The organism is Microvirga makkahensis (assembly GCF_009830105.1).
Classification (GTDB): Bacteria; Pseudomonadota; Alphaproteobacteria; order Rhizobiales; family Beijerinckiaceae; genus Microvirga; species Microvirga makkahensis.
Genome location: NZ_WURB01000023.1, coordinates 1 through 24,214, shown reverse-complemented (window position 1 = coordinate 24,214; position 24,214 = coordinate 1). Strand labels below are relative to the sequence as shown.

Genomic DNA, 24,214 nt, shown 5'->3' with positions numbered 1-24,214 from the left:
CGCTGAAAGGCTCGCCTCATGAGCGATATCACCAAGATTCCCTGCACGATCATCACGGGCTTCCTTGGCGCCGGCAAAACCACGCTCGTACGCCACCTGCTGGAGAATGCCGGCGGCCGCCGCCTCGCCGTTCTCGTTAACGAATTCGGCGATCTCGGCTTCGACGGCTCCTTCATCGAAGGTTGCGGCATCGAGGGCTGCACACAGGAAGATATCGTAGAGCTGCCGAACGGCTGCCTGTGCTGCACAGTGGCGGATGATTTCGTGCCCGCCCTGAATGCGCTTCTCAACCGGCCGAACCCACCCGAGCACATCCTGATCGAAACTTCGGGCCTTGCCCTGCCGAAGCCGCTCGTGCGGGCTTTCAACTGGCCCGACATCCGCTCCCGCGTCACGGTCGACGGCGTCATCGCCGTGGTGGATGGCCCCGCAGTCGCCTCCGGCGCATTCGCCGAGGACCCGAATGCGCTAGAAGCCCAGCGCGCCGCCGACACCTCCGTCGACCACGAGAACCCGCTTGAAGAGGTGTTCGAGGATCAGCTGCTTTGCGCGGATCTCATCCTTCTCAACAAAACCGACCAGATGGCAGCTGACGACAAGACCACGGTCCTCGCCGAGATCAACGAACATCTGCCCCGTGCCGTGAAGGTCATCGAGACCGCCCATAGTAAAGTAGATCCGGCCGTGCTCCTCGGCCTTAGCGCCGCCGCCGAGGCCGATCTGGACGCTCGCCCCTCCCATCACGAGACGGCTGAGGATCACGATCACGACGATTTCGAGAGCATCGCGATCTCGGTCGCTCCAGTCGCCACGCCGGAAGCTCTCGTCGCCCGTGTCGAGCGCGCCGCGCAAGCCGCAGGTGTGCTGCGGATCAAGGGCTTTGCGCCGGTCGATGGCAAGCCGATGCGCCTCGTGGTCCAGGGTGTCGGCCAGCGCGTGGCGTATCACTTCGACCGTCCCTGGAAGGCCGGCGAGGCGCAGGATGGACGCATGGTGGTGATCGGCTTGAAGGGGTTCGACGTGAAGGCCGTCGAGGCCGCTTTGCACAACGGGTGAGATGCACCTTCTTCCGATCACAGCGATTTCCCTCGACGACGGCTCTGAGGCTATCGACCTCCAGCAGCCTCCGGGTGATATCGTGGTCCTCTCCTTCGCGGACAGTGACCTCGGTGCGCTGGCGGCCGCCCAACAACGCAGGTCAGACGGGCTATCGCTCCGTCTGGCTTCGCTCCGGCGCCTGCGCCATCCTTTTTCCATCGATCTCTATATCGACAAGACGGCCGCGAAGGCGCGCTTCATTCTCGTGCGGTGCCTCGGCGGGCGCGACTACTGGCGTTACGGTCTGGAGCGTTTATCCGAAACGTGCCGCTCAGAAGGCGTGAAGCTGGCGGTAATACCAGGTGACGACCGCCCAGATCCTCGGCTCTCGGCCTATGCCACGGTTTCTCCTGGTCTCTGCGATGAGTTGGAAGCCTATTTCCGGGCGGGCGGCATCGACAACATGAGCCGCCTGCTTGCGCGCATCGGCCATGAGATCGGCGAAAGGAATTCACCTGTGGAGCCGCCGCAAGCAGCTCCCCGTGCCTTCGCCTGGACTCCGGAGAACGGGATCGCCAAGCCTGAGACGCTGCTCGCCCGATGCTCCGATCGGGATCCGCTGGCGTATATCCTCGTTTATCGCTCGTCTGTGCTTGCGGGCGACACACAGCCCGTCGAGGCTCTATCAGTTGCCCTCCTTGAACGCGGTATCGCCCCGCTCGTGCTGGCCGTCTCAAGCCTGAAAGATCCGGAAGCGGTCGATATCGTCCGCAGCGCAATCTGTGCGCGCCGCCCCGACATGATCGTGACGACAACGGCCTTCTCGGCGCGCGATGATTCCAGTTTCGTGCTTGATGAAGCCGATTGTCCAGTTCTGCAGGCAATCCCCGTCGGCAGCGCGAAGGAGGCCTGGGAAGCCTCCCCACGCGGCCTGTCTGCCGCTGATCTTGCCATGCAGATTGCCCTGCCTGAATTCGACGGGCGCATTGCAGCCGGTCCAATCTCGTTCAAGGCCGAGAAGCCCGCCGCCCCGCCCATCTGCTTCGCCCATCGCGTGCAGGCGCCGGATCCGACCGGGATCGGCATGGTGGCAGACGTGGCCGCTGCCTGGATACGGCTCGCTCGCACCCCGCGCCATGACCGGCGCTTGGCCCTCGTTCTTTCCGACTACCCGGCGCGCGGTGGCCGGGCCGGTTTCGCGGTGGGGCTCGATACTCCGGCAAGCACCTGCGCAATCGTCGATCTGCTGCGGGAGGCTGGCTACGATGCGCAGAGGCGCTTCACCTCCGACGACCTGATGCTGCGCCTGACAGCAGGCGAACACGCGTTCGAGGTTCCGCTTTCCACCTATCGCGCGTGGCTCGACAGCGTGCCTGCGGAGCAGCGATCCGCCATCGCCGAGCGATGGGGAGATCCCGAGAGTGACCCAACACTGGACGGAAACGTCTTCCGCTTTCGCGCGGTGCGCGCCGGCAACATCCTCGTTGTCCTTCAGCCTGACCGAGGCCATGGCAAAGACCGCAAGGGTTTCTACCACGATCCCGATTGTCCTCCGAGCCACGGCTACCTAGCTTTCTATTTTGGCCTGAGGAGCCTGGAAGGCATCCACGCGCTCGTGCATCTGGGGACGCATGGCACGATCGAATGGCTTCCCGGCAAGGCAGTCGCGCTCTCAGCCACCTGCTGGCCGCGCCTCGTGACCGGTTCTGTTCCGGTCATTTATCCTTTCATCGTCGATGATCCCGGAGAGGCAGCACCTGCCAAGCGCCGGATTGGCGCGGTGACGATCGGGCATCTTACGCCGCAGACCTGCGAGGCCGGCTTGCATGGTGAAGCTGCGGCGCTTCGCGAGCTGGTGGAGGAATTTTCATCCGCGCAAGTGCTCCATCCAGGACGGGCCGAACTCGTCGCTGGCGAGATCCTGGAGCGCGCACGCACCAGCGGGCTTGCCGTTGCCTGCGGCATTGATGACAGCACGCCCATGGACGAGGCCCTGACGCGTCTCGATGCTCATCTCTGCGATCTCGGCGAAGTGACAATTCGTGAAGGTCTTCACGTGTTCGGGCACCCACCCCAAGGTTTCGAGGCCTGCGGAGTGGGCGAGCATGACGGCCTCTTGAGCGCCCTCGACGGCCGCTTTGTCACTCCGGGTCCGGCAGGCTCGCCTTCACGTGGACAGACGGACGTTCTGCCGACCGGCCGCAATCTCGCAACACTCGATCCACGCGCGTTTCCCACTCGCGCTGCCACCGAACTCGGCTGGCGGGCCGCACGGGAGATCGTGCGCCGCCACCTCCAGGAAGAAGGCGACTGGCCGCGCCGGATCGTGATGGATCTGTGGGCCTCTCCCACGCTCCGCTCCGGCGGCGAGGATATCGCCCAGGCGCTCGCGCTCATGGGCGTGCGTCCCACATGGGATCATGCCTCCACGCGCGTGACAGGCTTCGAGATCGTGCCGCAACCGCTGCTCGACCGTCCCCGCGCCGATGTGACCGTTCGCGTCTCCGGCGCATTCAGGGATACCTTCCCCGACCAGATCGCTCTCCTCGATCAAGCAGCCCGAGCCGTGGCCGCGCTCGACGAGGATAACGAGTGGAACGAACTCGCCGCCGCCCGCAGGCGTGGCGAGATGCTTTCGCGTGTGTTCGGATCAGCACCAGGCACCTATGGCGCTGGCGTATCCGCTCACGCCTTGGACGGAGAATGGAGCACAAGGCACGATCTTGGCCGCACCTACCTCGAAAGCACCTCCCATGCGTTTGGTGCCTTAGGAAATGCCAGTGCGGATGAAAGCTTTCCGCAACGCGTCCAACAGGCCGAAGCCTTCGTGCATGTGAGCGACGTGGCTGAACGCGACATCCTGGACGGCGACTCTGCCGCCGATTCCATCGGCGGGTTCGCGGCAGCGGCCGAAGCCTTAGGCTCCACTCCTGCCGTCTATAGCCTCGACACGAGCCGCCCTGAGAATCCGAAGGCTCGCACCCTTGTCGAAGATGTGGACCGGCTCGTGCGCGGCCGTCTGACGAACCCGCACTGGATTGCGGGCCAACTCCGCCATGGGTGGCGTGGAGCGGCCGAGATCGCCCAGGGAGTTGACGCTCTCTTTGCCTTCGCGGCCACGACGGATGCCGTCCCGAATACGGCTTTCGATCTCCTGTTCAATGCCCTTCTCGCTGATCAATCCGTTCGCGAGCAGATCGTTGTTGCCAACCCGGCTGCCGCCCGGGCGATCCGGGATCGTCTCGCAGAAGCAAGACGGCGCGGACTGTGGCAAAGCCGCCTTAATTCCGTGGCAGCGTTGCTCGACGACGATCGGCAGGAGGCGGCAGGATGACAACGTCGAGCCGCATCATGCGCAAGGGCTGGTGCCCGGGCGTACGCCGCCCGATGGCGACGGGCGATGGGCTGCTCGTCCGCCTCCATCCGCCCGCTGGGAGGCTCACGGCTGCACAGGTGCGCCTCATCGCTGAGGCGGCGCGCCAACATGGCAATGGTCACCTCGATATCACCGCACGGGGCAATCTCCAGATTCGCGGCGTGCGCGACGAGAGCTATCCTGCATTGATGACGCTTCTGAATCGTGTGGGCTTGACTGAACCGGAAGGTGACGGCCCCTATCGTGTCACCATGGTCTCACCGCTCGCTGGCGTCGACATGCGGGAACGCTTCGACGCGCTGGCACTTGCACAAGCCATCGAGGAGAAAGCCCGCTCCATCACTGGGCTTCCTGCCAAGTTCTTCATTGCTATCGACGGCGGCGGCTTGCTGCCGCTCGATACCATCGGCGCCGATCTTCATTTGGCGGCGCTTGATGACGGCAATGCGGTTGCCTTCGGCCTTTCATCGCTCAACGGACTGCAATGGATTGGAGCTACGGACTCCAGTCGAGCAACCGAGACAGCCGTCACCATTCTATCTGGCTATGCCGAGATGAGAGATTCAGGACGATCAGAAGCACGGCGGCTGCGAGATCTTCACCCGAACATGGTCGGAGAACTCGCGGACAAGGCAGCGCTCGGGCCAGCCGCGGCGGCATCTCCGCGCAATCCAGCGCCGCGAGCCGGCATCCTGGATGTCGTCGGTGCCAAAGCTGTTCTCCTCGCCCTGCCCTTCGGCCGTTGCAAGAGCCCGCAGCTGGAACAGGCTGCCGAATGGAGTGAGCAATTCGGTACGGGTGAGATCCGCCTGTCGTTCACGCGGGGAATTCTGCTGCCGGGAGTTGCGGAAAAGCACTTGGCGGAGCTGCTCCAAGCGGCTGCGCAATCTGGTTTCATCATCGAAGCAGACGATCATCGTCTCTCCCTGGCCGCATGTCCCGGTAAGCCAGATTGCGCCAGTGCCCGGACGCCTGCTCCTGACGATGCCTTGGAACTCGCTCACGCCTGCGAAGGCCTGCTTTCGCAGGGCTTTACTCTTCATGTCTCAGGCTGTCCCAAGGGCTGCGCTCATCCAGGCAAGGCCGACCTTACGCTGGTGGGCCGCGATGATGGTCGCTATGACGTCGTACCGAACGGCACTCCCCGGGAGACGGCATCCCATCACCTTTCTGTCGAAGAACTCATGACGCGTTTATTGCCCTTGAACACTGTGGATGATCTGAGCCGTGCATTCGCGGAGAACGTCCGATGAGCCGTGCTCGTGATTACATCCGCGAAGGCGCGGAGATTTATCGCCGATCCTTCGCGATCATCCGTGCCGAATCCGACCTGTCCCGCTTTTCCGGTACCGCCGAGCGCGTGGTCGTGCGCATGATTCATGCCTGTGGCATGACGGACCTCCCGCGGGATGTCGAACTCTCGCCCGACTTCGCGGAAGCCGCGGAGGAGGCCCTTCAGCGCGGGGCACCGATCCTGTGCGATGCTAAGATGGTTGCGAACGGCATCACCCGCGCCCGCTTGCCTGCGAACAACGAAGTGATCTGCACCCTCGACGACCCGCGCGTGCTCGTGCTTGCCGCCGAACTCGGCAATACCCGCTCGGCGGCGGCCATGGAGCTGTGGCGCGAGCGTCTTGAAGGCTCGCTCGTGGTGTTTGGCAACGCGCCCACCGCCCTTTTCCATCTGCTCGAAATGCTTGATGCCGGTGCGCCGAAGCCCGCTGCGGTGATCGGCATTCCCGTCGGCTTCATCGGCGCCGCGGAGTCGAAGGAGGCGCTTGCTCGGGATCGCCGCGTGCCGTACCTCGTCGTTCATGGACGACGCGGCGGCAGCGCGATGGCAGCTGCGGCGGTGAATGCCCTCGCGAACCCGATCGAGTGAGATAGGCATGACCCAGGATACGATCCGCCTCTTCGGCTTAGGACTCGGCCCCGGCGACCCGGATTACATGACGGTGCGCGCCCGCAAGGTGCTGGAGACCGCTGACCGGCTCGTCCACTTCTGCAAACGCGGCAAGCGCGGCAACGCCCGCACGATCGCGGATGCGATTGTCGGCATGAACCCGGCGCGCGAAATAGCTCTCGTTTATCCGGTGACGACGGAGATCCCGTCGGATCACCCGGATTATGCCGCGGCCTTGAGCCCTTTTTACGAAGCAGCCGCGATGCAGTTGCTCGCTGAGGTTGAGGCCGGCCGCATTGTTGGTGTGCTGTGCGAGGGCGATCCCTTCTTTTATGGTTCGTTCATGCATCTCTGGTGGCGCCTCAAGGAGAAGGTGCCCACTGAGGTCGTGCCAGCGGTTTCCGGTATGTCGGGTGCCTGGACCCGCGCTGGCGCGCCGATCACCTGGGGCGACGATGTGCTGACCGTGCTACCCGGAACGCTGCCGGAGGCGGAGCTGACGCGGCGTCTGTCGAACACCGATGCCGCCGTCGTGATGAAGCTTGGGCGCAACCTCCCGAAGGTGCGGACCGCGCTCGCCTCCGCCGGTCTTCTGGAGCGGGCGATCTATATAGAACGCGCCACCATGGCCGAGGAAAAGATCGTCCCGCTGCCCGAGATCCCGGAGAGCATGGAAGCCCCCTACTTCTCTCTCATCATCGTACCTGGCCAGGGGAGACGCGTATGACGGGCCAAGTGACCATCGTGGGTCTCGGCCCGGGCGATCCACGCTGGCTGACGCCGGCAGCCTCCGAAGTGCTCGCTTCGGCCACGGATCTCATCGGCTACGGTCCTTATGTCGGCCGCGTGCCTGAGAGGCCAGGTCAGCGTCGCCATGGATCCGACAACCGGGTTGAACTCGACCGCGCGCGCCTAGCTCTCGACCTTGCCGCGAAGGGCGGACAGGTTGCAGTAGTCTCCGGCGGCGACCCCGGCGTATTCGCCATGGCGGCAGCGGTATTCGAAGCGCTTGAAAACGGCGACCCGAGCTGGCGCGATATCGACATTCGCGTGGAGCCCGGTATCACGGCGATGCTCGCCGCAGCTGCCCACGTGGGCGCGCCGCTGGGCGGCGACTTTTGCGCCATATCTCTCTCCGACAACCTGAAGCCCTGGGAAGTTGTGGAAAGGCGCCTGAAAGCGGCGGTCACGGCGGATTTCGTGGTGGCGCTCTACAACCCGATCTCCGCCGCCCGGCCCTGGCAGCTTGGAGCAGCCTTCAAGGTCGTCGCGGAGATTCGCGGCCCAGATACACCGATCATCTTCGCCCGCGCGGTGGGGCGGCCCGACCAGCGCATCAGAATTGTGCCGCTCTCCGAGGTCGAGGCCTCCATGGCGGACATGTCCACTGTGGTGATCATCGGCGCGAGCACCACGCGACTGATCGAAAAGGCCGATGGCGACACGCCTTACGTCTATACGCCCCGCTTCTACGGAGTGCGCCCGTGACGCCGTTCGAGCCAATCGAGCGCCTCCTCGGCACTCGTGACCTCCTCGACCCCTGCGGGCTTTGCGGGCCGCGCCACGAGAATGACGGGCAGCCCCAGAGCGCGTGCAGCGGCGATCTTCGGATAGGTCGCGGTCCCACCGGAGTTCTTCGTCACCACCACCTCGACGCGCTCGCACTCCATGAGCCTACGCTCGGCGGACTCGTCGAAAGGCCCGCGGTCGCGAATAGCGCGGAGGTTCGGCACGGGCAGCGCGTCGCCCACGGGCTCGATGGTGCGAACCAGATACGTGTGCTGCGGGGCGGCTGCGAAGGGCGGGAGTTCGAGGCGGCCTACGGTGAGAAACACCCGGCGCGGCTCTTCCCCAAGCGCGGTTACGGCGGCTTCTGTATTCGGCACGCCGATCCAGCGGTCACCCGCCTGCCGTATCCAAGGCGGACGGCGCAAGGCGAGCAGCGGAACACCGGTCTGCGCGCAGGCCTCGGCGGCGTTGCGGGACATGATGCCGGCGAAGGGGTGGGTCGCATCGACAACCGCCTCGGTCCGCTCGTCACGGAGATAACGGGCCAAGCCCTTCACGCCGCCGAAGCCGCCGATGCGGGTGGGAATCGGCAAGGGGCGCGGGTCGCTGGTGCGGCCCGCCATGGAGAGAACGGGGTTGAATTCGGATCGACCCGCCAGCCGCGCCGCGAGCGCGGAGGCTTCGGTGGTGCCACCCAGAACGAGAATGCGCATGAGCCCCTTTACCCTGAATTCTGATCCGAAGTCGAGCACGACTCCCAGCCGCCCCTGGCTGACCATTATCGGCATCGGCGAGGATGGGCGCGCGGGTCTCTCGGCTGCGGCGCTCGCCGCTCTCGATGGGGCGGAACTGGTGATCGGTGGTGCGCGCCACCTGGAGCTCGCGGCACCGCTTGCCGTGCGCGCGCTCGTTTGGCCCAGCCCCTTTGCCGAGGGCTATCCCATGATCCTGGCGCGCAGAGGACAACCTACCTGCGTGCTCGCAACCGGCGATCCTTTCCATTATGGCGTCGGCGCGGAGCTCGCACGCCGGATCCCAGCGGACGAGATCGTGAGTTTCCCGCATGCCTCGGCCTTCAGCCTGGCCGCTGCCCGCATGGGCTGGTCGCTGCCGGAATGCGAGTGCGTGAGCCTTCATGGTCGGGCGCTGGAACGTATTATTCCTCATCTGCAACCGGGAGCGCGCCTGCTGGCCCTGTCGTGGGACGGCTCGACGCCGGGCAAGCTCGCGGACCTGATGATGAGGCGCGGGCTCGGCGCTTCAGCGATCACCGTGCTCGAAGCCATGGGTGGGCCGCGCGAGCGCATCCGCCATGCGACGGCCTCCGATTTCGGTCTCGCAGAGATCGACCCGCTAAACACGGTGGCCATCGAGGTTGTAGCGGCAGGTGATGCCCGGATTGTGCCCCTCGCGCCGGGCCTTCCCGATTCCTGGTTCGAGAATGACGGTCAGCTCACCAAAGCGGAGATGCGAGCGCTGACCCTCGCGGCGCTGTCCCCCAAGGCGGGCGAGCTGTTGTGGGACATTGGCGCGGGTGCGGGCTCCGTCGGCATCGAGTGGTGCCTGCGTCATCCGCGAAACTGCTGTATTGGCATTGAGGAGCGCGAGGAGCGGGCCGAGCGCGCACGGCGCAACGCCGCCGAGCTTGGCGCGATGGCGCTCGACATCCGGCTTGGCCGCGCTCCCGAAGCGCTTGGCGGCCTGCCCGCGCCGGATGCAGTGTTCATCGGCGGCGGCGCGTCCGAACCTGGCGTGTTCGATGCCGCATGGGCGGCGCTCAAATCCGGCGGACGCCTCGTGATCAATGCGATAACCCTTGAAACCGAGACCCTCCTCGGCACGCTCCATGCCCGTTATGGCGGCGCGATGCGGCGCCTAGCGCTCTCGCGCCTGGAGCGCGTCGGCAGCATGCATGGCTGGCGGGGAGCGATGCCGGTGACGCAATGGGTGGTGATAAAACCATGATCGTGGCCGGTGTGGGGTTCAGGCGCAATGCCGCCGCCGACGAGATCGTGGCCCTCGTGGAGCAGGCCCTTGCCCGCGCCGACTTGATGGGCGATGTCTTGGATCGGCTCGCGACCATCGAGCCCCTTGCTGCCCTGCCGGCCTTCACAGAAGCGGCCCGCCGCCTGTCCATTCCGGCCGTCAGCGTGACCGGACCTGCCCTGATGGAGGCAGCGCCGCGCGTGAGCACGCATTCCGCACGTTCCCTGGCGGCGCATGGGGTCGGGTCAGTGGCGGAAGCCGCAGCGCTCGCGGCGGGAGGGCCGCAATCGGAACTCATCCTGGAGCGCATCGCTTCAGCCTCCGCCACCTGCGCCCTGGCGCGACGGGAGATCCATTCATGACCGTTCACTTCATCGGGGCTGGCCCCGGAGCCGCCGATCTGATCACCGTGCGCGGACGCGCGCTCGTCGAGCGCTGTCCCGTCTGCCTTTATGCGGGCTCCATCGTTCCATCCGAAATTCTTTCCTGGTGCCCGCCCGGCGTGCGCCTCGTCGACACGGCGCCTCTGGATCTCGACGCGATCACGGCGGAATATGCGCGCGCGCATGGGAACGGCGAGGACGTGGCGCGCCTCCATTCCGGCGATCTCTCGATCTGGAGCGCCATGGGCGAGCAGATCCGGCGCCTCGAAGCGCTCGGCATTCCCTACACGATCACGCCCGGCGTTCCCGCCTTTGCCGCCGCCGCCGCCGCCATCGGGCGCGAGTTGACAGTGCCCGAGATTGGCCAATCGGTGGTCCTCACCCGCACCTCGGGCCGGGCGTCGGCTATGCCGGAGACGGAGCGGCTTGCCGTCTTTGCCCGGACCAAGGCGACACTTGCCATTCACCTCTCTATCCATGTGATCGACAAGGTCGTCGAGGAATTGCTGCCGTTCTATGGCGAGGATTGTCCGGCGGCGGTGGTCTGGCGCGCGTCCTGGCCGGACGAGCGGGTGATCAAGGGTACGCTCGGCACATTGGCCGCCATGGTGCGCGCAGAAAAGCTGGAGCGCACGGCGTTGATCCTGGTGGGGCAAACGCTTGCTGCGAGGGACTTCCGCGACAGCGCCCTCTATTCAGCGGATTACGATCGGCGCTTCCGGCCTAGCGCCCGCGAGGGCGGCCGATAATGTGCGCGGGCTCAGGTGACCGGATGGAAAGGCACACGGCCGACGAGAACGCCGTTGCGGTCGAACACGACGATTTCGAGCGCGATGCCGGAGTCCTGCAGGGCCTTGGCGGCGGTTTTCCACGCGTGCTGCGCCACCACGTCGCCGAGCGGCAATCCGAGTTCCTGCGCGGTTTCCAAAACTTCCAGAGCCGTGTTGGCGCTGCGCGCCGCCGCCACAAAGGAAGGCTCGGCTCCTGCCTCACCCAGGCGCAGCGACAGCCAATCGAGATCAACCGAGCCCGAGCGCGAATGGAGATCGAGCAGGCCCTGCCCGAGCTTGGTCATCTTGGCGAAGCCGCCCGCGACGGTCACCTTGGGCACCGGATTCCGGCGCAGGTACTTCAGCATGCCGCCCACGAAGTCGCCCATGTCGATGAGTGCCTGCTCCGGCAGATTGTAGAGAGCCTGAACGGCCTTCTCGGAGGTCGAGCCGGTCGCCCCCGCCACGTGGTCGACGCCGCCCGCGCGCGCCACATCGATGCCGCGGTAGATGCTGTGGATCCAGGCCGAGCAGGAATAGGGCACCACCACGCCGGTGGTGCCGAGAATCGACAGTCCGCCCAGGATGCCGAGGCGCGGGTTGAGGGTCTTTCGAGCAATGGCTTCGCCACCGGGAATGGAGATCTCCACCTCGATGTCCATGGGACCCCCGATGGCGCGCGCAGCCTCCATGAGATTGTCGCGGATCATCTGGCGCGGCACGGGATTGATAGCGGGCTCGCCAGGAGGAAGGGGCAACCCGGCCCGGGTGACGGTGCCGACCCCCTCGCCTGCGCGGAACGTCACGCCCGAATCCGGAGCGCCCGCGCGCACAGCCGCGATCACCAGGGCGCCATGGGTCACGTCAGGGTCATCGCCGGCATCTTTCACGACGCCTGCCCGCGCCCCGCCTTCGAACATTTCGGCGAGAGCCAGGGAGAAGGCAGGCCGCGTCCCCCCCGGAAGAAGGATCTCCACAGAATCGGGAAATTCACCCGTCTGCCAACCCCAATAGGCCGCCTTCGCCGCCGCCGTGGCGCAGGCACCGGTCGTCCAGCCGCGGCGCAACGGTCCGGCGGGTTTCAGTTCGTCCATGCACCCTCACTACTCATCGCCATGACGTCATATATCCATTTTGAAGCCACGGGTCATGCATGGAGGCATGCATGACATCACTTGCGGGTCTGTCCCCTTCATTTCTTCCGGGCACGGTCTGGCTTGTGGGCGCTGGCCCCGGCGACCCGGGCCTTCTCACGATCCATGCCCTGAATGCCTTGAGAAACGCCGACGTGGTGGTGCATGACGCCCTCGTCGATCCCGGCATTCTCTCCATAGCCCGCGAGGGCGCGGTTCTCGAATATGCGGGTAAGCGCGGCGGCCAGCCTTCCGCCGCCCAGAGCGACATTTGTGAACGTCTCATCACACTGGCGCAAGAAGGCCGTCGGGTCGTTCGCCTGAAGGGAGGTGATCCCTTCATCTTCGGGCGCGGGGGCGAAGAGGCGCTGGCCCTGGCTGGCGCCGGGATTCCATTCCGCATCGTCCCCGGGGTGTCGAGCGGGCTAGCCTCGCTCGCCATCCACGGCATTCCCGCCACCATGCGCGCAACAAACCATGCCGTGATCCTCGCCACAGGCCACAGGGCTCCCGACCAGCAGGCTGATTGGGCGGCGCTGGCACGCACCGGTGTTCCCATCGTGCTCTACATGGCGGTCACCAATCTTCCCGACATCGTCGCGGAACTGGTGGAGGGCGGACTGCCGGGCTCGACTTCCGCTCTTGCTGTGCATGGAGTGACAACCTCCCGCGAGAACGTGGTGGAAACCACCCTCGAGCATCTGCCGCGCCTAGTGGAGGAAGGCGTGATCCGCTCGCCTGCCATCGTCGCCGTCGGAGCCATTGCGACGCTCCGAAGCGCGATTCAAAACCACCTTCTGGATTATGGCGTCGAGGCCGCGCAATGAGTCTCGCTCCTGGCCTGCTGTTCGCTGCACCGAGGTCCGGTTCAGGCAAGACGACGGTGGTGCTCGGACTTCAGCGCGCGCTCGTGCGGCGCGGGCTGCGCGTGCGCGGCGCCAAAAGCGGGCCGGACTATATCGACCCCGCCTTTCATGCTGCGGCAACCGGCGCACCGAGCTTCAACTACGACAGCTTCGCGATGAGTCGGCCGCTCCTAAGCGCGCTTGCGGCGCACAGCGCAGGCGAAGCGGACATCGTGATCGCCGAAGGCTCCATGGGCCTGTTTGATGGCGTACGCCAGGAAACGGGCCGAACCGGCGCGAGCGCAGACATCGCGGCACTGTTCGGCTGGCCGGTCATTCTCATCCTCGACGTGTCGGGTCATGCCCAATCGGCCGCCGCTGTGGCGCTGGGTTGCGCACGGTTCGATCCGCGCATCGAGATTGCAGGCGTTGTGCTGAACAAGGTAGCGAGCGCGCGCCACCGCAAGCTCGTGGAAGATGGCTTGGAGCGCATCGGACTGCCGGCTCTCGGAGCCCTGATGCGCGACAACGACTTGGTTCTGCCAGAGCGCCATCTCGGTCTCGTTCAGGCAGGCGAGACGGATGAGCTCGACCAGAGGCTGGATCACCTGGCCGACGCGGTGGAGATCTCTGTCGATATCGACAAGCTCCTTGCCTTAGGACGCCCTACACAAATCAGCACTGTCGCATCCGACGCTGCCGTGATGCCGCTCGGACAGCGCATCGCGCTCGCATCGGATCAGGCGTTCTCGTTCGTTTACCCGCATGTGCTTGCCGGTTGGCGGGCGGCAGGGGCGGAGATCGTCCCCTTCTCGCCGCTCGCAAATGAGCCTCCACCCGAAAACGCCGATAGCTGCTGGTTGCCCGGCGGCTATCCGGAACTCCATGCCGGGCGCATCGCGGACGCACAACGCTTTCTCCAGGGTCTTCGCTCCTTTGCGCAGACGCGCCATGTTCACGGCGAATGCGGCGGCTACATGGTACTAGGGGAAACGCTTGAGGACGGCGACGGCCATGTGCATCGCATGGCAGGCCTGCTGCCGGTGAGCACGAGCTACGCCAAGCGCAAGATCCATCTGGGATACCGCGTCGCGCAGCTTCTCCATGACGGACCGCTCGGGCGAGCCGGGCAACGCCTGATCGGCCACGAATTTCACTATGCCTCCATCACTCGGAGTGACACAAGCCGGGAAGCCGGTTTCGCCTCAATCACGGATGCCGAAGGCACCGATCTAGGAATTGTGGGCCATCGCATCGGGCTTACGACAGGAAGCTTCTTCCATGCAATCTCACAAGGATGAACATCACTGCCTGAGAGCTTGCCCGGACGACTTCTCCAGGGAAAAGGATCCATCGCTTCCATTGCCATTGAATGTTCGATGTCCGCGTTGCGGAGCGGCACGAGGCCGAGCATGCACGACCAAGGCTGGCGATGAGCGTGAGCCGCACGACAAGCGGTTCGCAAAGGCTGGCGGCCGCCGCATGTAGCCAAGCAGGACATCCTTCTATAGCCATTCGAAACATTCTGATCCGGAAAAGCACATGACCCAGCCTGTCGGCTGTTCCTCTCCTCCAGTGTTCGATGATTATTTCCGTATCAGCTTCGAGGAGCTGCTGGTCTGGCGTCGGGATGTTCGTCGATTCAGAAATGATCCTGTTCCTCAGCAGTTAGAGGAACATCTGCTCGATCTCGTGCAATTGGCACCTTCTGTCGGCAATAGCCAACCCTGGCGGTTCGTGCGGGTCAAAAGCGCGAATGTCCGAAGGGCTGTTCGCGGCAATTTTGAGCTGTGCAATCAGGAGGCACTTGCAGGGTATCAAGGTGAACAGGCCAAGCTCTATGCTGGCCTGAAATTATCAGGTCTCGACCAGGCTCCCCTGCAGCTCGCCGTTTTCTGTGAAGATGCAACCGAGCAAGGTTATGGCCTCGGTCGCGCGACCATGCCCGAGACGCTGGCTTGGTCGGTCGTTGGTGCCATCCATATTTTGTGGCTTTCAGCGTGCGTTCATGGTCTCGGGCTTGGATGGGTCTCAATTCTCGATCCTGCCAAAGTGACAAGCGCATTGAGCGTGCCTCCATCCTGGCGGTTCATCGCCTATCTCTGCCTCGGATGGCCGGAGGAGGCTGGTAAGGTTCCTGAGCTCGAGGGCCTCAAATGGCAGGCGAGAACTGCCGCAGGACGCACCGTGCTCGATCGCTGAGCCATGCGAGCCCATCCTCAGCCTCGGACTTAACGCAGAGCGTGATCTTCCACCTTTAGCTTCCGGTGTCGGAGATAACGCTGCCATCCTGCTGCCCGGAGCCGACAGGCATCACACCTGTCGCAGCCGAAGCCCCAGTCGTGCCGGATGTCGCGATCCCCGTTGTAGCAGGTGTGGGTCTCCTGCACGATCAGGTCGACGAGCGCGTCCCCGCCTATCGATTGTGCGAGAGCCCAGGTTTCGGCCTTGTCGATCCACATCAGCGGCGTTTCGAGCACCAGCCGCGCGTTCATGCCGAGGTTGAGCGCGGTCTGGAGCGCCTTGATCGTGTCGTCTCGGCAATCGGGATAACCACTGAAGTCCGTCTCGCAGACGCCCGTCACCACGCGCTTGAGGCCGCGCTGGAAGGCGACGATCGCCGCAAAAGTGAGAAACACCAGGTTGCGACCGGGCACAAAGGTCGCCGGCAGCCCGTCCGCGCGGCTGTCGGTCACCGGCAGGTCCGCGGTCAGCGCGCTCACACTGACCTCGCCCAGCACGTCGAGCGGGATCACCCGATCCGGTCCGAGGCGGCTGGCCCAGAGCGGCGACAGGCTGGCAAGCGCCTGCCGGATCGGCTCCCGACAGTCCATCTCGATGGCATGGCGCTGGCCATACGAGAATCCGATGGTCTCGACCCGCTCGTAGCGCGACAGCGCCCAGGCCAGACAGGTGGTCGAGTCCTGCCCGCCCGAGAAGACCACGAGAGCGGAGGAATCAGCGGCGGTCATGGTCAACCGGCGCGTAGTAGGTGCAGGTTTCGCCGCAGCTATCGCGGTAGATCGTCACCCTTGCGATAGGTCCGATATGCTGGACCCGCTCGAAAATGAACCGGGTGATGTTCTCCAAAGTCGGCCGCTCCAGCCCCTCGATACGGTTGAGGAACTTGTGATCAAGCGTCCGACGCATCTCAGCGAGCTTGCCCTCGAGCAGGCCCAGGTCGATCAGCATGCCCGTTTGGGGATCGGGCAGTCCGCGCACGGCGACCTCGGCCCGGAAGGAGTGGCCATGGATCTCCTCGCTAGCTGGCCCGAGCGTGGTGCCGGTCAGTGTATGGGCAGCTTCGAAGTTAAACGACTTGGTGAGTTCCCACATCAGCGGATTCCTAAATACTTATGGGTTTGGAGGCTCAGCCGCCATTGCGGGTGAGCCAGGCAATACTCGACGGCTCGCGCCGTGTTCGCGACCTGATCCGGTCCATCCATCGGCTGCAGCGAGAACCGCTCGAACAGCAAGGAGGCAAACCGCTCGGGCAAGGCATCCTCCTGCGGGAAGACAAGCTTCAGCTCGTGGCCGGTCCGAATCCTGAGCTCGGTGCTGCCCTTCGGGCTGACGCAAATCCAATCGAGGCCCGGCGGCGGCTCGACTGTGCCGTTCGTCTCGACCGCGATTGTGAAGGAGCGGCGGTGGAGCTCATCGATGAGAGCTGCGTCAACCTGGAGCAGAGGCTCGCCTCCCGTCAGCACGACCAGCCGATGATCGGTCCCTGGTCCCCAAAGCTCCTCGATGCGCCGGCACAGGTCGGCGGCAGTGGCATAGCGGCCACCGAAGGTGCCGTCGGTGCCCACGAAATCTGTGTCGCAAAAACGGCAGGCCGCCGCAGCCCGATCGCTCTCTCGTCCTGACCAGAGGTTGCAACCGGCAAAGCGGCAGAAGACGGCGGTTCGGCCGGCGTGAGCGCCTTCGCCCTGAAGCGTCAGGAAGATCTCTTTGACTGCGTAGCTCATTTACACTGCACCTGCAGTCGGAGCCGATCTGGTCGAGAGGCGTCCTACGGTGGAGATACGAACGACGTCGTGAGACGAGCTGAGGCTCGTGAGGGTTCGCTCCGCGGCGGATTTGTGCGCGAGCGTGACGGAATGAAGTCCGCCGGAACAGATGACGATGGTGTTCACCAGGGTTCCTTGTTTTGACCGGGTAGGCTGCGACCGGATCGGCTTGCGTGCCGATGAACGTAAAACGGACGGAACAGATAAGCACAGAACTCACCAAATGCTTACCCAATCCGCTTCTGCGCGGCATAAAGGACAACACATACGCGGATGTCAATGAGAATGCTTTCCACCATGTGTCTCCTCCGAGCCGGACAGAGATCCAACCAGGCTGCTGAGGAACGCGATGTCCGAAGTCGCTGATTGCCGAGAGCGTGCGGTGGAGGCGGCCAATTCCACCCCACGGATCCGCCCCCTCTTACAGACGAGATCTCGACTTCTCGTGCAAACCGCGACAGAAGGAGACCCGTTCTGACCTGAAGAAAGCCATGACTGCGATCCTGAACGACCTCGGCACACGTACCTTGATCATGGGTATTCTGAACGTCACGCCCGACTCATTCTCCGATGGCGGCCTGTTCAGCGATCATGCCGCTGCGGTCAAGCATGCCCAAGAGATGGAGCAGACGGGCGCCGACATCATCGACATTGGCGGGGAATCCACGCGCCCGGGCCATACACCGGTCGGAGCCGAGGAGGAGCAGCGGCGAATCCTGCCGGTCATCCGTGATCTTGCTCCTGTCGTGACGGTGCCGATCTCCATCGACACCTATCGGGCATCCACCGCCCGAGCCGCCCTCGCGGCAGGGGCAAGGATCGTGAACGACATTTGGGGCCTTCAGCGTGATCCCAAGATGGCAGCGGTCGTGGCGGAGCACGAGGCCTTCGCGGTCGTGATGCACAACCGGGCTGAGGTCGATGCCTCGCTCGACATCATGACTGACATGCTGCGCTTCTTCGACCGCTCGCTGGCTCTGGCCCGCCAGGCTGGCATTCCGGATGCACGGTTGATCCTTGATCCCGGCATCGGCTTCGGCAAGACGGCCGATCAGAACCTTGAGGCCCTCCGCCGGCTGCCGGACCTGAGGGCGTTGGGCTTTCCCGTGCTGGTAGGTGCTTCCCGCAAGTCAGTCCTGAGCCGTTTCTATGATCCCCAGGTTCCGCCGCGGGATCGGTTCTTCGGCACCTTGGGAGCGCATGTGGCGGCCGTGAGCCGCGGCGCCGACATCGTTCGGGTTCACGACGTTAGAGCTCATGTCGAGGCCTGCCGGGTAGCTGACATCCTGCTGAGGAAACTGCCATGAGCGACACGATCATGCTCTCCCGTCTGGCGCTCTATGCTCACCATGGCGTTCACGCCGAAGAGGCGCGCATGGGGCAGCGCTTTTATGTCAGTCTGACCTGCTCGCTTGATCTGAGGCCCGCCGGGCAGTCAGACGATTATCGGCAAACGGTCTGCTATGCGAGCCTCGCTAAGCTGGTTCATGATATCGGCACCACCCGCCGCTTCCACATCATCGAGGGCTTGGCTGAGGCCATCGCCACCAGCGTACTCAGTGGTTTCCCGCAGGTTGCGTCCGTGACCGTGCGGGTCGAGAAGCCTGAGGCTCCGGTTCCTTTCATCCTCGACGGCGTTGTGGTTGAGATCAGGCGATCGCGCGATGGCTAGGATCGCGCTCAGCCTCGGCAGCAATCTGGGTAACAAGCGCGACAACATCGCCAAAGCACTCGCTGCTCTCGATCAAGGCGGAGCACGGATTGTCGCCTGCTCCGCAGACTACCGCACGGAGCCATGGGGCTCCATCGATCAGGATTGGTTTGTCAATGCCTGTGCGGTGGCCGAGACGGATCTCACACCTGGTGACCTTCTGGCCCTGTGCCTTCGTGTGGAGCGCGAACTCGGACGGGTCCGGGAGGTCAGGTGGGGACCACGGGTCATCGACATCGATATCATCACCTACGACGATCTTCAGGTGGGCACCCCTACCCTGACGCTGCCCCACCCCTATGTGGCGGAGCGCGCTTTCGTCCTCCTGCCGCTGGCCGAGATCGCTCCTGAGCTGAACGTAGGCGGCAGAAGCGTTGCCGACATGCTTGCCAATGTAAGCGCTAATGGCATTGCCAAGCTTCCCTGAACCCGTGCCGGGAGCCTGCTCAGGTCCCCGTGCCATGGCGCGGTATTCCTCGAACTTCGCGCTCTACCATCGAATGCCGCTGCATCGCCTTGTCCATTGGACCTATTTCCATGACAAACAGATCCTTTCGACAGCGCTTCCTATACTGACGAGTGAACAGAATAATCGTATCCCTATCTTCCTTACCCGAAGCTTATCCGGAAGTCCGCTCCTTGCCTCTCCCGCCCAAGTTCCAGCCCCTCCTCGATCCACGGCCGCAGCACGCTGCCAACGCCTCCGTCGCGTGCTAGCCGGGAGTCGCCCTTGCAACCCTCCCTTGCCGATGGCAGCGAAACGGGCGTCCTCATGCGCACCCATGACTGGTCGACGTCACCGCTCGGATCCCCCGACACCTGGCCGCCGTCGCTTCGCACCGCCGCGAGCCTTGTACTAACCTCCAAGTTCCCGATGTTCATCGCCTGGGGACCGGAGCTCGCCTTCCTCTACAACGATGCCTACGCCCCGATCCTGGGATCGAAGCACCCGCGCGCGCTCGGCCGTCCCTTTAGGGAGGTCTGGGCCGAGATCTGGCACGATGTCGGACCGCTCGTTGCCAAGGCCATGGCAGGGGAAGCGACGTTCCATGAGAACATGCACCTCGTCATGGAACGCCACGGCTTTCCGGAGGACACCTGGTACACGTTCTCCTACTCGCCGATCCGCACGGAGGACGGCGCCGTCGCCGGCATGTTCTGTTCCTGCACCGAGACCACTGACAAGGTCCAGGCCGACCGCCGGGCCAACTTCCACGTCGAGCTGAGCGAACGCCTGAGCGGCCTGTCCGAGCCGCGGGCGGCGGCTCTAGCGGCCGCGGAGGCGCTTGGCACCCATATCGCCGCAGGCCGCGCCGGGTACGGCGAGATGGACGACACGGAGCAAATGGTCTCGGTCGAGCAGGACTGGACCCGAGATCCTTCCGTGGCGAGCCTTGCGGGCGAGACCCGCATTCTCGATGCGTTCGGCCCGGCGGTGATCGCCGAGTTACGGGCTGGGCGCACCGTGGTCGTCGCGGATTGCCTCAGCGACCCACGCACCAGGCACGAGGCCTACGTGTCGACCTGGGCCGGCATCAGTTGCCGCTCCCTGATCGTGACTCCCTTGGTCAAGGACAGGAAGTTCAGGGCCCTCCTCTACGTGCACGAGGCGACACCGCGCCACTGGACCGCCTCGGAGGTGCGACTGGTCGAGCGGGTCGCCCAGCGAACCTGGGACGCGGTCGAGCGGGCCCGCATCGAGAAGGAGCTGCGCGACAGCGAAGCCCTGAAGAGCGCGATCGTGGCGGCTGCGCTCGATTGCGTCGTGACGGTGACGGAGGACAGCCGCGTCATCGAATGGAATCCTGCTGCCGAGCGCACCTTCGGGTATGCTCGGGAGGCGGCACTCGGCCGGGACTTGGCCGATCTCATCATCCCGCCCGAGCTGAGGGAGCAGCATCACCGCGGCATGGCTCGCTACCTGACCACAGGCCATGGGCCGGTGCTCGGACGGCGCGTCGAGCTGGAGGCGCAGCGGGCCGACGGCGCGCGGTTCCCGGCCGAGCTGACGATCACCGCGATCAATCTCGCCGGCCGTCCGCACTTCACGGCGTACCTGCGCGACCTGACCGACCGCAGGCGGGCCGAGGCGACGCTGCGCGAGAACGAACAGAGGCTGCGCGCCACTTACGATCATGCCTTCGTGGGCATCGGCGAGGTCGACCGGAGCGGGCATTTCCTGCGCGTGAACGAGCAGCTCTGCGCCATCACGGGCTTCAGCCAAGAGGAACTGCTCGGGCAGACCTTCTGGGGAGTGACCCATCCTGAGGACCGTGAGGCAGACCTGGCGCAGTTCGCTCGGCAGATGCTGGGCAAGCTAGATACCTACGTCCTTGAGAAGCGCTACCTCCACAAGAATGGCCATGCGGTATGGGTGGAGGTGGCGGCCTCCCGGGTCGATGATGCGGCCGGTCAGCCTCTGTACGGAATCCGCGTCGTGCGGGACATCAGCGAGCGCAGGAAGGCCGAGGAACACCGCGAGTTGCTCATCCACGAGCTGAACCACCGCGTGAAGAACACCCTGGCGACCGTGCAGTCCATCGTTAGCCAGACGTTGCGCACTTCGGAGGCGCAGCGCGAGACCCGAGAGGCCGTGGAAAACCGTCTGTTCGCCCTCTCCCGCGCCCACGATGTGCTCACCCGGGAGAATTGGGAAGGCGCCTCGCTGCACGACATCGTCTCTGACGTGCTCGAGCCCTACCAGGACAACGACAATCGAAACCGGATCCAGTGGCGGGGGAGCAAGGTTCACCTCGTCCCGAGAATGGCGCTTGCCCTCTCCATGGCAATCCATGAACTGGCAACCAATGCGGCGAAGTATGGAGCGCTCTCTGATGAGTCAGGAGAGGTTCACTTGAGCTGGATGGTGGACCCTACAGAGATCCCGGCTCTCCTGCTGCTGCGGTGGGAGGAGAAGGGTGGTCCGGTGGTCAAGCCCCCGTCCCACAAAGGCTTTGGTTCACGCCTGATCGAACGCAGCCTGGCTCACGACCTCAATGGCGAGGTGCGAATCGAGTACGCCCCTGAGGGCCTCGTTTGCTCGGTCGACGCTCCGCTGCCTTATGTCCGGTGCTCCACGTCGGACACCGGGTAGCCTTCTCAGCGTCGGATCGCCTTCGGATATGAAGCCAATTTGTCAGTCGGGATCGAACAGGGAGGAGTGTCGCTCATTGTCCTCAAGGCTTTGCGCAGAAAGCGATGAGCCGCTCGAATAGTGTGGCGATTGGGAGCATGCTAGGGTCGGCTTAGCGCTAATGTTCAGCAGACAGAGCCGCGAAGCTTTCAGGCCCGACAATGTCCTCCTCTCCACGTCTATTGGAGTGACACTGGTATGGTAGACGTATTTCCATCTGGATGGTTTAGTGCAAAAATCGCGAATGGCAGGATGTGTTCGAGGCCGCAAGAGTTCCCGTGAGAGAATTCTCAACGCGGCCGCGGAACTCGTGAGCGAGATCGGATCAGGGCGGCTGACGCTCGATGCCGTGGCCGAGCGCTCGGGCCTCAGCAAGGGCGGGCTTCTCTACAACTTTCCCACCAAGGAAGCGCTGCTGCAGGGCATGATCCAGCGCATGATCGACGAGGTTTCGGGAGAGCGGGAAGCGCTCCGATCTCAGGCCGAGCCCGGCCGCAACCTGGAGGCGCGCCTGTGCACGGCGGCCCTGCGCAAACTTCGCGAGGGCGAGATGAAGAAGGTCGCCAATGGCATGCTAGCTGCCTCCGCCGAGAACCCGCGCCTGCTTGAGCCTGTCCGCGAGGTCATCAGGGAAACTTTGGAGACCCTGAAGGCCACCTCGGACGATCTGGATGCGGCGCTTCTGGGCTGGCTGGCCATTGAGGGCCTGAACAGCCTGGAAATGCACGGCCTCAGTCCCTTCTCGGAGGAGGAGCGCGAGCGGATCGTCCAAGCGGTCAACCGCCTGCTAGGCAAGGGAATTGCCGAGTAGAATCCAAGGCACAACCCGCTGCTCCACTGAAGCTAGGGGGCAGGCGGTAGACTTGCTTCGAGATAGTGTCGCCTTTGCCCCCTCCGCGTAGAGTAAGCTGGTTCTGGAGGCCGCGAGCATAAGATCGGATATATAAAGAGTTCTGCCGCGAAAGGCACTTGCTCGAGCTCAGAGCAGGCGCACAACAAGCGGCAAACATAGCTCCATGCGAGCCAAGCGTATCAAGACTTGTTCTGCGGCTTTGGGATCGGTGCCGAGTGGCTCGGCTTGGACTCTTGCACAAGCCGGAATTGCACCGGGGCTGATGTCCAGTCCCAGGGCGTCTGCAGAAAATGCGTGCAGGGTGTGAACAGGCTCTGACCCGCCGCATTCCTCACTTCCAACACAAAGCCGGGCCGCTCCATTCGAGCGCAGTCCTTCCACTGTTCAAAATCGACCCAGTCGCTCATTGTGCCCTCCTTGTCGCCCTCTCAGAGGTAGAAGTCGCCAGTGGCAAGGGCTGATACACCTGAGACCTTGATCTGGAAGTCGGCGACCTTGTCACCGTTGATGTCGCCGGACAGGACGCTACTGCTGAACTTCAGCTGACCCGCTTGGCCGCTGAATGCCTTGCTGCCGATGAAGACAAAGGCCTGATCACCAGACAGCTTGCTGTTCGCGTCGATGGTGCGCAGGTCGATATGATCAGCCCCGCTCACGAAGTCCCTGATCGTGTCAGGAGCGCTTGGCATCGAATCCTTGATGGAGTTGAAATCGAACACATCCGCGCCCGCCCCGCCGGACAGGACATCGGCACCACCGTCGCCACGCAGCACATCGTTGCCGCCGCGCCCGGAAAGGGAATCATTGCCCGTGCCACCCCGGATCACGTTGGCTGCATCACTGCCGCGGAGAGAGTCTCCATGATTGCTGCCGATGAGACCTTCGATGCTGGAATAGGTGTCACCATACGCGTCGCTGCTGTTCTTGGACGCATACATCAGATCCGCCAGCACACCCGCCGTGGCGGTCGCGTAACTGGCATAGTCGAACCCAGCACCGCCGCTGAGGTAATCACGGCCGGCGCCGCCGATCAGAATGTCATTGCCCTCGAGGCCATCGAGTTTGTCGTTGCCGCCCTTTCCATAAAGCTTATCGTTACCGACATCGCCCGACAGCGTATCGCTGCTGTCGGTTCCGGTAAGAGTCAGACTTTGCGGGGCAGCCGCACTGCCGCTGATATCCGCCAGGGAGTAGGTTTTGTCCGAGAACTGGAACCACTCAGTGCCGCAGACGCTGTCCTTGCCGTCCGGTGTGCCCGAGCGCAGATCCGTGACCTGGAACGATCCGTCCGAGAGCTTCGAGACGCTGTAGTTCGAGCGTAGTCCGCTGAATACAACGGTATCTGTTCCCATGCCGCCATCCAGGACGTCGTCGCCATTTCCGCCGGCAAGTCGGTCATTGCCGACCCCGCCCTTGAGCGTGTTGGCCGCATCATTTCCGGTGAGGGTGTCGTTGCCCGAGCCGCCGACGGCGTTCTCGATGAGCGAACGCGAATCGCCTTTGTAGAGCAACGCGTTTGCGATGTTGCCAACCGCGACCTTCGAGCCGTCGTAATGCAGTTTTG

26 protein-coding genes and 1 pseudogene are annotated in these 24,214 nt (G+C 64.1%); 18 read left to right on the top strand and 9 right to left on the bottom strand.

The window, feature by feature from the left end; all coding sequences use genetic code 11:
* Positions 1–18: 18 nt before the first annotated feature.
* From cobW to cobJ, 6 genes are read left to right on the top strand one after another with little or no spacing between them, the layout of a single operon-like run.
* Positions 19–1,056, top strand: a complete 1,038-nt coding sequence (gene cobW / locus GR328_RS21050; RefSeq protein ID WP_160887352.1) for a cobalamin biosynthesis protein CobW — start codon at positions 19–21, stop codon at positions 1,054–1,056.
* A gap of 1 nt (position 1,057) precedes the next feature.
* Positions 1,058–4,372 (top strand): cobaltochelatase subunit CobN, encoded by a 3,315-nt coding sequence (gene cobN, locus GR328_RS21045; protein ID WP_160887350.1) that lies wholly within the window; start codon positions 1,058–1,060, stop codon positions 4,370–4,372.
* Positions 4,369–5,667, top strand: coding sequence for a precorrin-3B synthase (gene cobG / locus GR328_RS21040; protein ID WP_160887348.1), 1,299 nt, complete (start codon positions 4,369–4,371; stop codon positions 5,665–5,667). The genes cobN and cobG overlap by 4 nt, the downstream gene beginning before the upstream one ends.
* Complete coding sequence (locus GR328_RS21035; RefSeq protein ID WP_160887346.1) at positions 5,664–6,296, top strand: precorrin-8X methylmutase; 633 nt, start codon at positions 5,664–5,666, stop codon at positions 6,294–6,296. The genes cobG and GR328_RS21035 overlap by 4 nt, the downstream gene beginning before the upstream one ends.
* Before the next feature lie 7 nt (positions 6,297–6,303).
* A complete protein-coding gene (locus GR328_RS21030; protein WP_246216016.1) occupies positions 6,304–7,044 on the top strand; it encodes a precorrin-2 C(20)-methyltransferase in 741 nt (246 codons plus the stop codon).
* Positions 7,041–7,805 (top strand): precorrin-3B C(17)-methyltransferase, encoded by a 765-nt coding sequence (cobJ, locus tag GR328_RS21025; protein ID WP_160887342.1) that lies wholly within the window; start codon positions 7,041–7,043, stop codon positions 7,803–7,805. Before GR328_RS21030 ends, cobJ begins: the two co-directional genes overlap by 4 nt.
* On the opposite strand, the gene GR328_RS21020 is transcribed toward cobJ, so the two are convergent.
* Positions 7,787–8,539: a cobalt-precorrin-6A reductase gene (locus tag GR328_RS21020; RefSeq protein ID WP_160887340.1), complete on the bottom strand. Its 753-nt coding sequence runs from the start codon at positions 8,537–8,539 to the stop codon at positions 7,787–7,789. The two genes, cobJ and GR328_RS21020, sit on opposite strands and share 19 nt — an antisense overlap.
* Between GR328_RS21020 and cbiE the strand changes: the two genes are divergently transcribed.
* Genes cbiE through cobM form a run of 3 tightly spaced genes read left to right on the top strand, consistent with a single transcriptional unit; the run spans position 8,538 to position 10,944 of the window.
* Positions 8,538–9,791 carry a precorrin-6y C5,15-methyltransferase (decarboxylating) subunit CbiE gene (cbiE, locus tag GR328_RS21015; protein ID WP_160887338.1) on the top strand — a complete coding sequence of 418 codons (1,254 nt, stop codon included), beginning with the start codon at positions 8,538–8,540 and terminating at the stop codon, positions 9,789–9,791. The genes GR328_RS21020 and cbiE overlap by 2 nt on opposite strands.
* Positions 9,770–10,174, top strand: coding sequence for a cobalamin biosynthesis protein (locus tag GR328_RS21010; RefSeq protein ID WP_160887336.1), 405 nt, complete (start codon positions 9,770–9,772; stop codon positions 10,172–10,174). The genes cbiE and GR328_RS21010 overlap by 22 nt, the downstream gene beginning before the upstream one ends.
* Positions 10,171–10,944: a precorrin-4 C(11)-methyltransferase gene (gene cobM, locus GR328_RS21005; protein ID WP_160887334.1), complete on the top strand. Its 774-nt coding sequence runs from the start codon at positions 10,171–10,173 to the stop codon at positions 10,942–10,944. The genes GR328_RS21010 and cobM overlap by 4 nt, the downstream gene beginning before the upstream one ends.
* 11 nt (positions 10,945–10,955) lie before the next feature.
* On the opposite strand, the gene GR328_RS21000 is transcribed toward cobM, so the two are convergent.
* Positions 10,956–12,059 (bottom strand): cobalt-precorrin-5B (C(1))-methyltransferase, encoded by a 1,104-nt coding sequence (locus GR328_RS21000; RefSeq protein WP_160887332.1) that lies wholly within the window; start codon positions 12,057–12,059, stop codon positions 10,956–10,958.
* Positions 12,060–12,130: 71 nt separating this feature from the next.
* Between GR328_RS21000 and cobA the strand changes: the two genes are divergently transcribed.
* From cobA to bluB, 4 genes are read left to right on the top strand one after another with little or no spacing between them, the layout of a single operon-like run.
* Positions 12,131–12,925 carry a uroporphyrinogen-III C-methyltransferase gene (gene cobA, locus GR328_RS20995; protein ID WP_160887330.1) on the top strand — a complete coding sequence of 265 codons (795 nt, stop codon included), beginning with the start codon at positions 12,131–12,133 and terminating at the stop codon, positions 12,923–12,925.
* Positions 12,922–14,244: a cobyrinic acid a,c-diamide synthase CobB gene (locus tag GR328_RS20990; RefSeq protein ID WP_160887328.1), complete on the top strand. Its 1,323-nt coding sequence runs from the start codon at positions 12,922–12,924 to the stop codon at positions 14,242–14,244. The genes cobA and GR328_RS20990 overlap by 4 nt, the downstream gene beginning before the upstream one ends.
* Positions 14,225–14,431 carry a zinc finger domain-containing protein gene (locus GR328_RS28625; RefSeq protein WP_425487061.1) on the top strand — a complete coding sequence of 69 codons (207 nt, stop codon included), beginning with the start codon at positions 14,225–14,227 and terminating at the stop codon, positions 14,429–14,431. Before GR328_RS20990 ends, GR328_RS28625 begins: the two co-directional genes overlap by 20 nt.
* A gap of 54 nt (positions 14,432–14,485) precedes the next feature.
* Positions 14,486–15,145, top strand: coding sequence for a 5,6-dimethylbenzimidazole synthase (gene bluB, locus GR328_RS20985; protein WP_160887326.1), 660 nt, complete (start codon positions 14,486–14,488; stop codon positions 15,143–15,145).
* Between the two features lie 29 nt (positions 15,146–15,174).
* Here bluB and queC read toward each other — a convergent pair whose 3' ends face one another.
* From queC to GR328_RS27640, 4 genes and pseudogenes are all read right to left on the bottom strand, one after another.
* Positions 15,175–15,915 carry a 7-cyano-7-deazaguanine synthase QueC gene (gene queC / locus GR328_RS20980; RefSeq protein ID WP_160887324.1) on the bottom strand — a complete coding sequence of 247 codons (741 nt, stop codon included), beginning with the start codon at positions 15,913–15,915 and terminating at the stop codon, positions 15,175–15,177.
* The gene (locus GR328_RS20975; protein ID WP_160887322.1) at positions 15,902–16,279 is read right to left on the bottom strand and encodes a 6-pyruvoyl trahydropterin synthase family protein; all 378 of its coding nucleotides are present in this window, start codon (positions 16,277–16,279) and stop codon (positions 15,902–15,904) included. The genes queC and GR328_RS20975 overlap by 14 nt, the downstream gene beginning before the upstream one ends.
* Positions 16,279–16,911 (bottom strand): 7-carboxy-7-deazaguanine synthase, encoded by a 633-nt coding sequence (gene queE, locus GR328_RS20970; RefSeq protein WP_160887320.1) that lies wholly within the window; start codon positions 16,909–16,911, stop codon positions 16,279–16,281. Before queE ends, GR328_RS20975 begins: the two co-directional genes overlap by 1 nt.
* 89 nt (positions 16,912–17,000) lie before the next feature.
* Positions 17,001–17,079, bottom strand: a pseudogene (locus tag GR328_RS27640) (7-cyano-7-deazaguanine synthase QueC); the annotation flags it as partial.
* A 365-nt stretch (positions 17,080–17,444) separates the two neighbouring features.
* Between GR328_RS27640 and folP the strand changes: the two are divergent.
* The 4 genes from folP to GR328_RS20945 all read left to right on the top strand — a co-directional run bounded on the left by folP (position 17,445) and on the right by GR328_RS20945 (position 21,758).
* On the top strand, positions 17,445–18,260 hold the full coding sequence (gene folP, locus GR328_RS20960; protein WP_160887318.1) for a dihydropteroate synthase: 816 nt from the start codon (positions 17,445–17,447) through the stop codon (positions 18,258–18,260).
* A complete protein-coding gene (folB, locus tag GR328_RS20955) occupies positions 18,257–18,625 on the top strand; it encodes a dihydroneopterin aldolase (protein WP_160887316.1) in 369 nt (122 codons plus the stop codon). Before folP ends, folB begins: the two co-directional genes overlap by 4 nt.
* The gene (gene folK / locus GR328_RS20950; protein ID WP_160887314.1) at positions 18,618–19,091 is read left to right on the top strand and encodes a 2-amino-4-hydroxy-6-hydroxymethyldihydropteridine diphosphokinase; all 474 of its coding nucleotides are present in this window, start codon (positions 18,618–18,620) and stop codon (positions 19,089–19,091) included. Before folB ends, folK begins: the two co-directional genes overlap by 8 nt.
* Before the next feature lie 303 nt (positions 19,092–19,394).
* Positions 19,395–21,758: a PAS domain S-box protein gene (locus GR328_RS20945; protein WP_160887312.1), complete on the top strand. Its 2,364-nt coding sequence runs from the start codon at positions 19,395–19,397 to the stop codon at positions 21,756–21,758.
* A 5-nt stretch (positions 21,759–21,763) separates the two neighbouring features.
* Here the strand turns inward: GR328_RS20945 and GR328_RS28620 are convergent, their stop codons facing one another.
* Entirely contained in the window at positions 21,764–21,877 is a 114-nt protein-coding gene (locus tag GR328_RS28620) for a DDE-type integrase/transposase/recombinase (protein ID WP_425487062.1), read from the bottom strand.
* A gap of 164 nt (positions 21,878–22,041) precedes the next feature.
* On the opposite strand from GR328_RS28620, the gene GR328_RS20940 reads away from it, so the two are divergent.
* On the top strand, positions 22,042–22,608 hold the full coding sequence (locus GR328_RS20940; protein WP_160887310.1) for a TetR/AcrR family transcriptional regulator: 567 nt from the start codon (positions 22,042–22,044) through the stop codon (positions 22,606–22,608).
* Positions 22,609–22,829: 221 nt separating this feature from the next.
* Here the strand turns inward: GR328_RS20940 and GR328_RS20935 are convergent, their stop codons facing one another.
* On the bottom strand, positions 22,830–23,057 hold the full coding sequence (locus tag GR328_RS20935) for a hypothetical protein (RefSeq protein ID WP_160887308.1): 228 nt from the start codon (positions 23,055–23,057) through the stop codon (positions 22,830–22,832).
* 21 nt (positions 23,058–23,078) lie between these two features.
* Positions 23,079–24,214: calcium-binding protein (locus GR328_RS20930; RefSeq protein ID WP_160887306.1), on the bottom strand; the 1,136-nt coding region annotated here is incomplete at its 5' end.

What these genes read in the sequence shown, in the direction of transcription:
- cobA (WP_160887330.1), top strand. Translation starts at nt 12,131, where the DNA reads ATGACATCACTTGCGGGTCTGTCCCCTTCATTTCTTCCGGGCACGGTC.
- cbiE (WP_160887338.1), top strand. Translation starts at nt 8,538, where the DNA reads ATGAGCCCCTTTACCCTGAATTCTGATCCGAAGTCGAGCACGACTCCC.
- GR328_RS20975 (WP_160887322.1), bottom strand. Translation starts at nt 16,279, where the DNA reads ATGTGGGAACTCACCAAGTCGTTTAACTTCGAAGCTGCCCATACACTG.
- bluB (WP_160887326.1), top strand. Translation starts at nt 14,486, where the DNA reads ATGACCCAGCCTGTCGGCTGTTCCTCTCCTCCAGTGTTCGATGATTAT.
- folK (WP_160887314.1), top strand. Translation starts at nt 18,618, where the DNA reads ATGGCTAGGATCGCGCTCAGCCTCGGCAGCAATCTGGGTAACAAGCGC.
- GR328_RS21035 (WP_160887346.1), top strand. Translation starts at nt 5,664, where the DNA reads ATGAGCCGTGCTCGTGATTACATCCGCGAAGGCGCGGAGATTTATCGC.
- GR328_RS21020 (WP_160887340.1), bottom strand. Translation starts at nt 8,539, where the DNA reads ATGCGCATTCTCGTTCTGGGTGGCACCACCGAAGCCTCCGCGCTCGCG.
- GR328_RS21000 (WP_160887332.1), bottom strand. Translation starts at nt 12,059, where the DNA reads ATGGACGAACTGAAACCCGCCGGACCGTTGCGCCGCGGCTGGACGACC.
- folB (WP_160887316.1), top strand. Translation starts at nt 18,257, where the DNA reads ATGAGCGACACGATCATGCTCTCCCGTCTGGCGCTCTATGCTCACCAT.
- cobJ (WP_160887342.1), top strand. Translation starts at nt 7,041, where the DNA reads ATGACGGGCCAAGTGACCATCGTGGGTCTCGGCCCGGGCGATCCACGC.
- cobW (WP_160887352.1), top strand. Translation starts at nt 19, where the DNA reads ATGAGCGATATCACCAAGATTCCCTGCACGATCATCACGGGCTTCCTT.
- GR328_RS28625 (WP_425487061.1), top strand. Translation starts at nt 14,225, where the DNA reads ATGCAATCTCACAAGGATGAACATCACTGCCTGAGAGCTTGCCCGGAC.
- GR328_RS20935 (WP_160887308.1), bottom strand. Translation starts at nt 23,057, where the DNA reads ATGAGCGACTGGGTCGATTTTGAACAGTGGAAGGACTGCGCTCGAATG.
- cobM (WP_160887334.1), top strand. Translation starts at nt 10,171, where the DNA reads ATGACCGTTCACTTCATCGGGGCTGGCCCCGGAGCCGCCGATCTGATC.
- GR328_RS21010 (WP_160887336.1), top strand. Translation starts at nt 9,770, where the DNA reads ATGGGTGGTGATAAAACCATGATCGTGGCCGGTGTGGGGTTCAGGCGC.
- folP (WP_160887318.1), top strand. Translation starts at nt 17,445, where the DNA reads ATGACTGCGATCCTGAACGACCTCGGCACACGTACCTTGATCATGGGT.
- queC (WP_160887324.1), bottom strand. Translation starts at nt 15,915, where the DNA reads ATGACCGCCGCTGATTCCTCCGCTCTCGTGGTCTTCTCGGGCGGGCAG.
- cobN (WP_160887350.1), top strand. Translation starts at nt 1,058, where the DNA reads ATGCACCTTCTTCCGATCACAGCGATTTCCCTCGACGACGGCTCTGAG.
- GR328_RS21030 (WP_246216016.1), top strand. Translation starts at nt 6,304, where the DNA reads ATGACCCAGGATACGATCCGCCTCTTCGGCTTAGGACTCGGCCCCGGC.
- GR328_RS20940 (WP_160887310.1), top strand. Translation starts at nt 22,042, where the DNA reads ATGGCAGGATGTGTTCGAGGCCGCAAGAGTTCCCGTGAGAGAATTCTC.
- cobG (WP_160887348.1), top strand. Translation starts at nt 4,369, where the DNA reads ATGACAACGTCGAGCCGCATCATGCGCAAGGGCTGGTGCCCGGGCGTA.
- queE (WP_160887320.1), bottom strand. Translation starts at nt 16,911, where the DNA reads ATGAGCTACGCAGTCAAAGAGATCTTCCTGACGCTTCAGGGCGAAGGC.
- GR328_RS20990 (WP_160887328.1), top strand. Translation starts at nt 12,922, where the DNA reads ATGAGTCTCGCTCCTGGCCTGCTGTTCGCTGCACCGAGGTCCGGTTCA.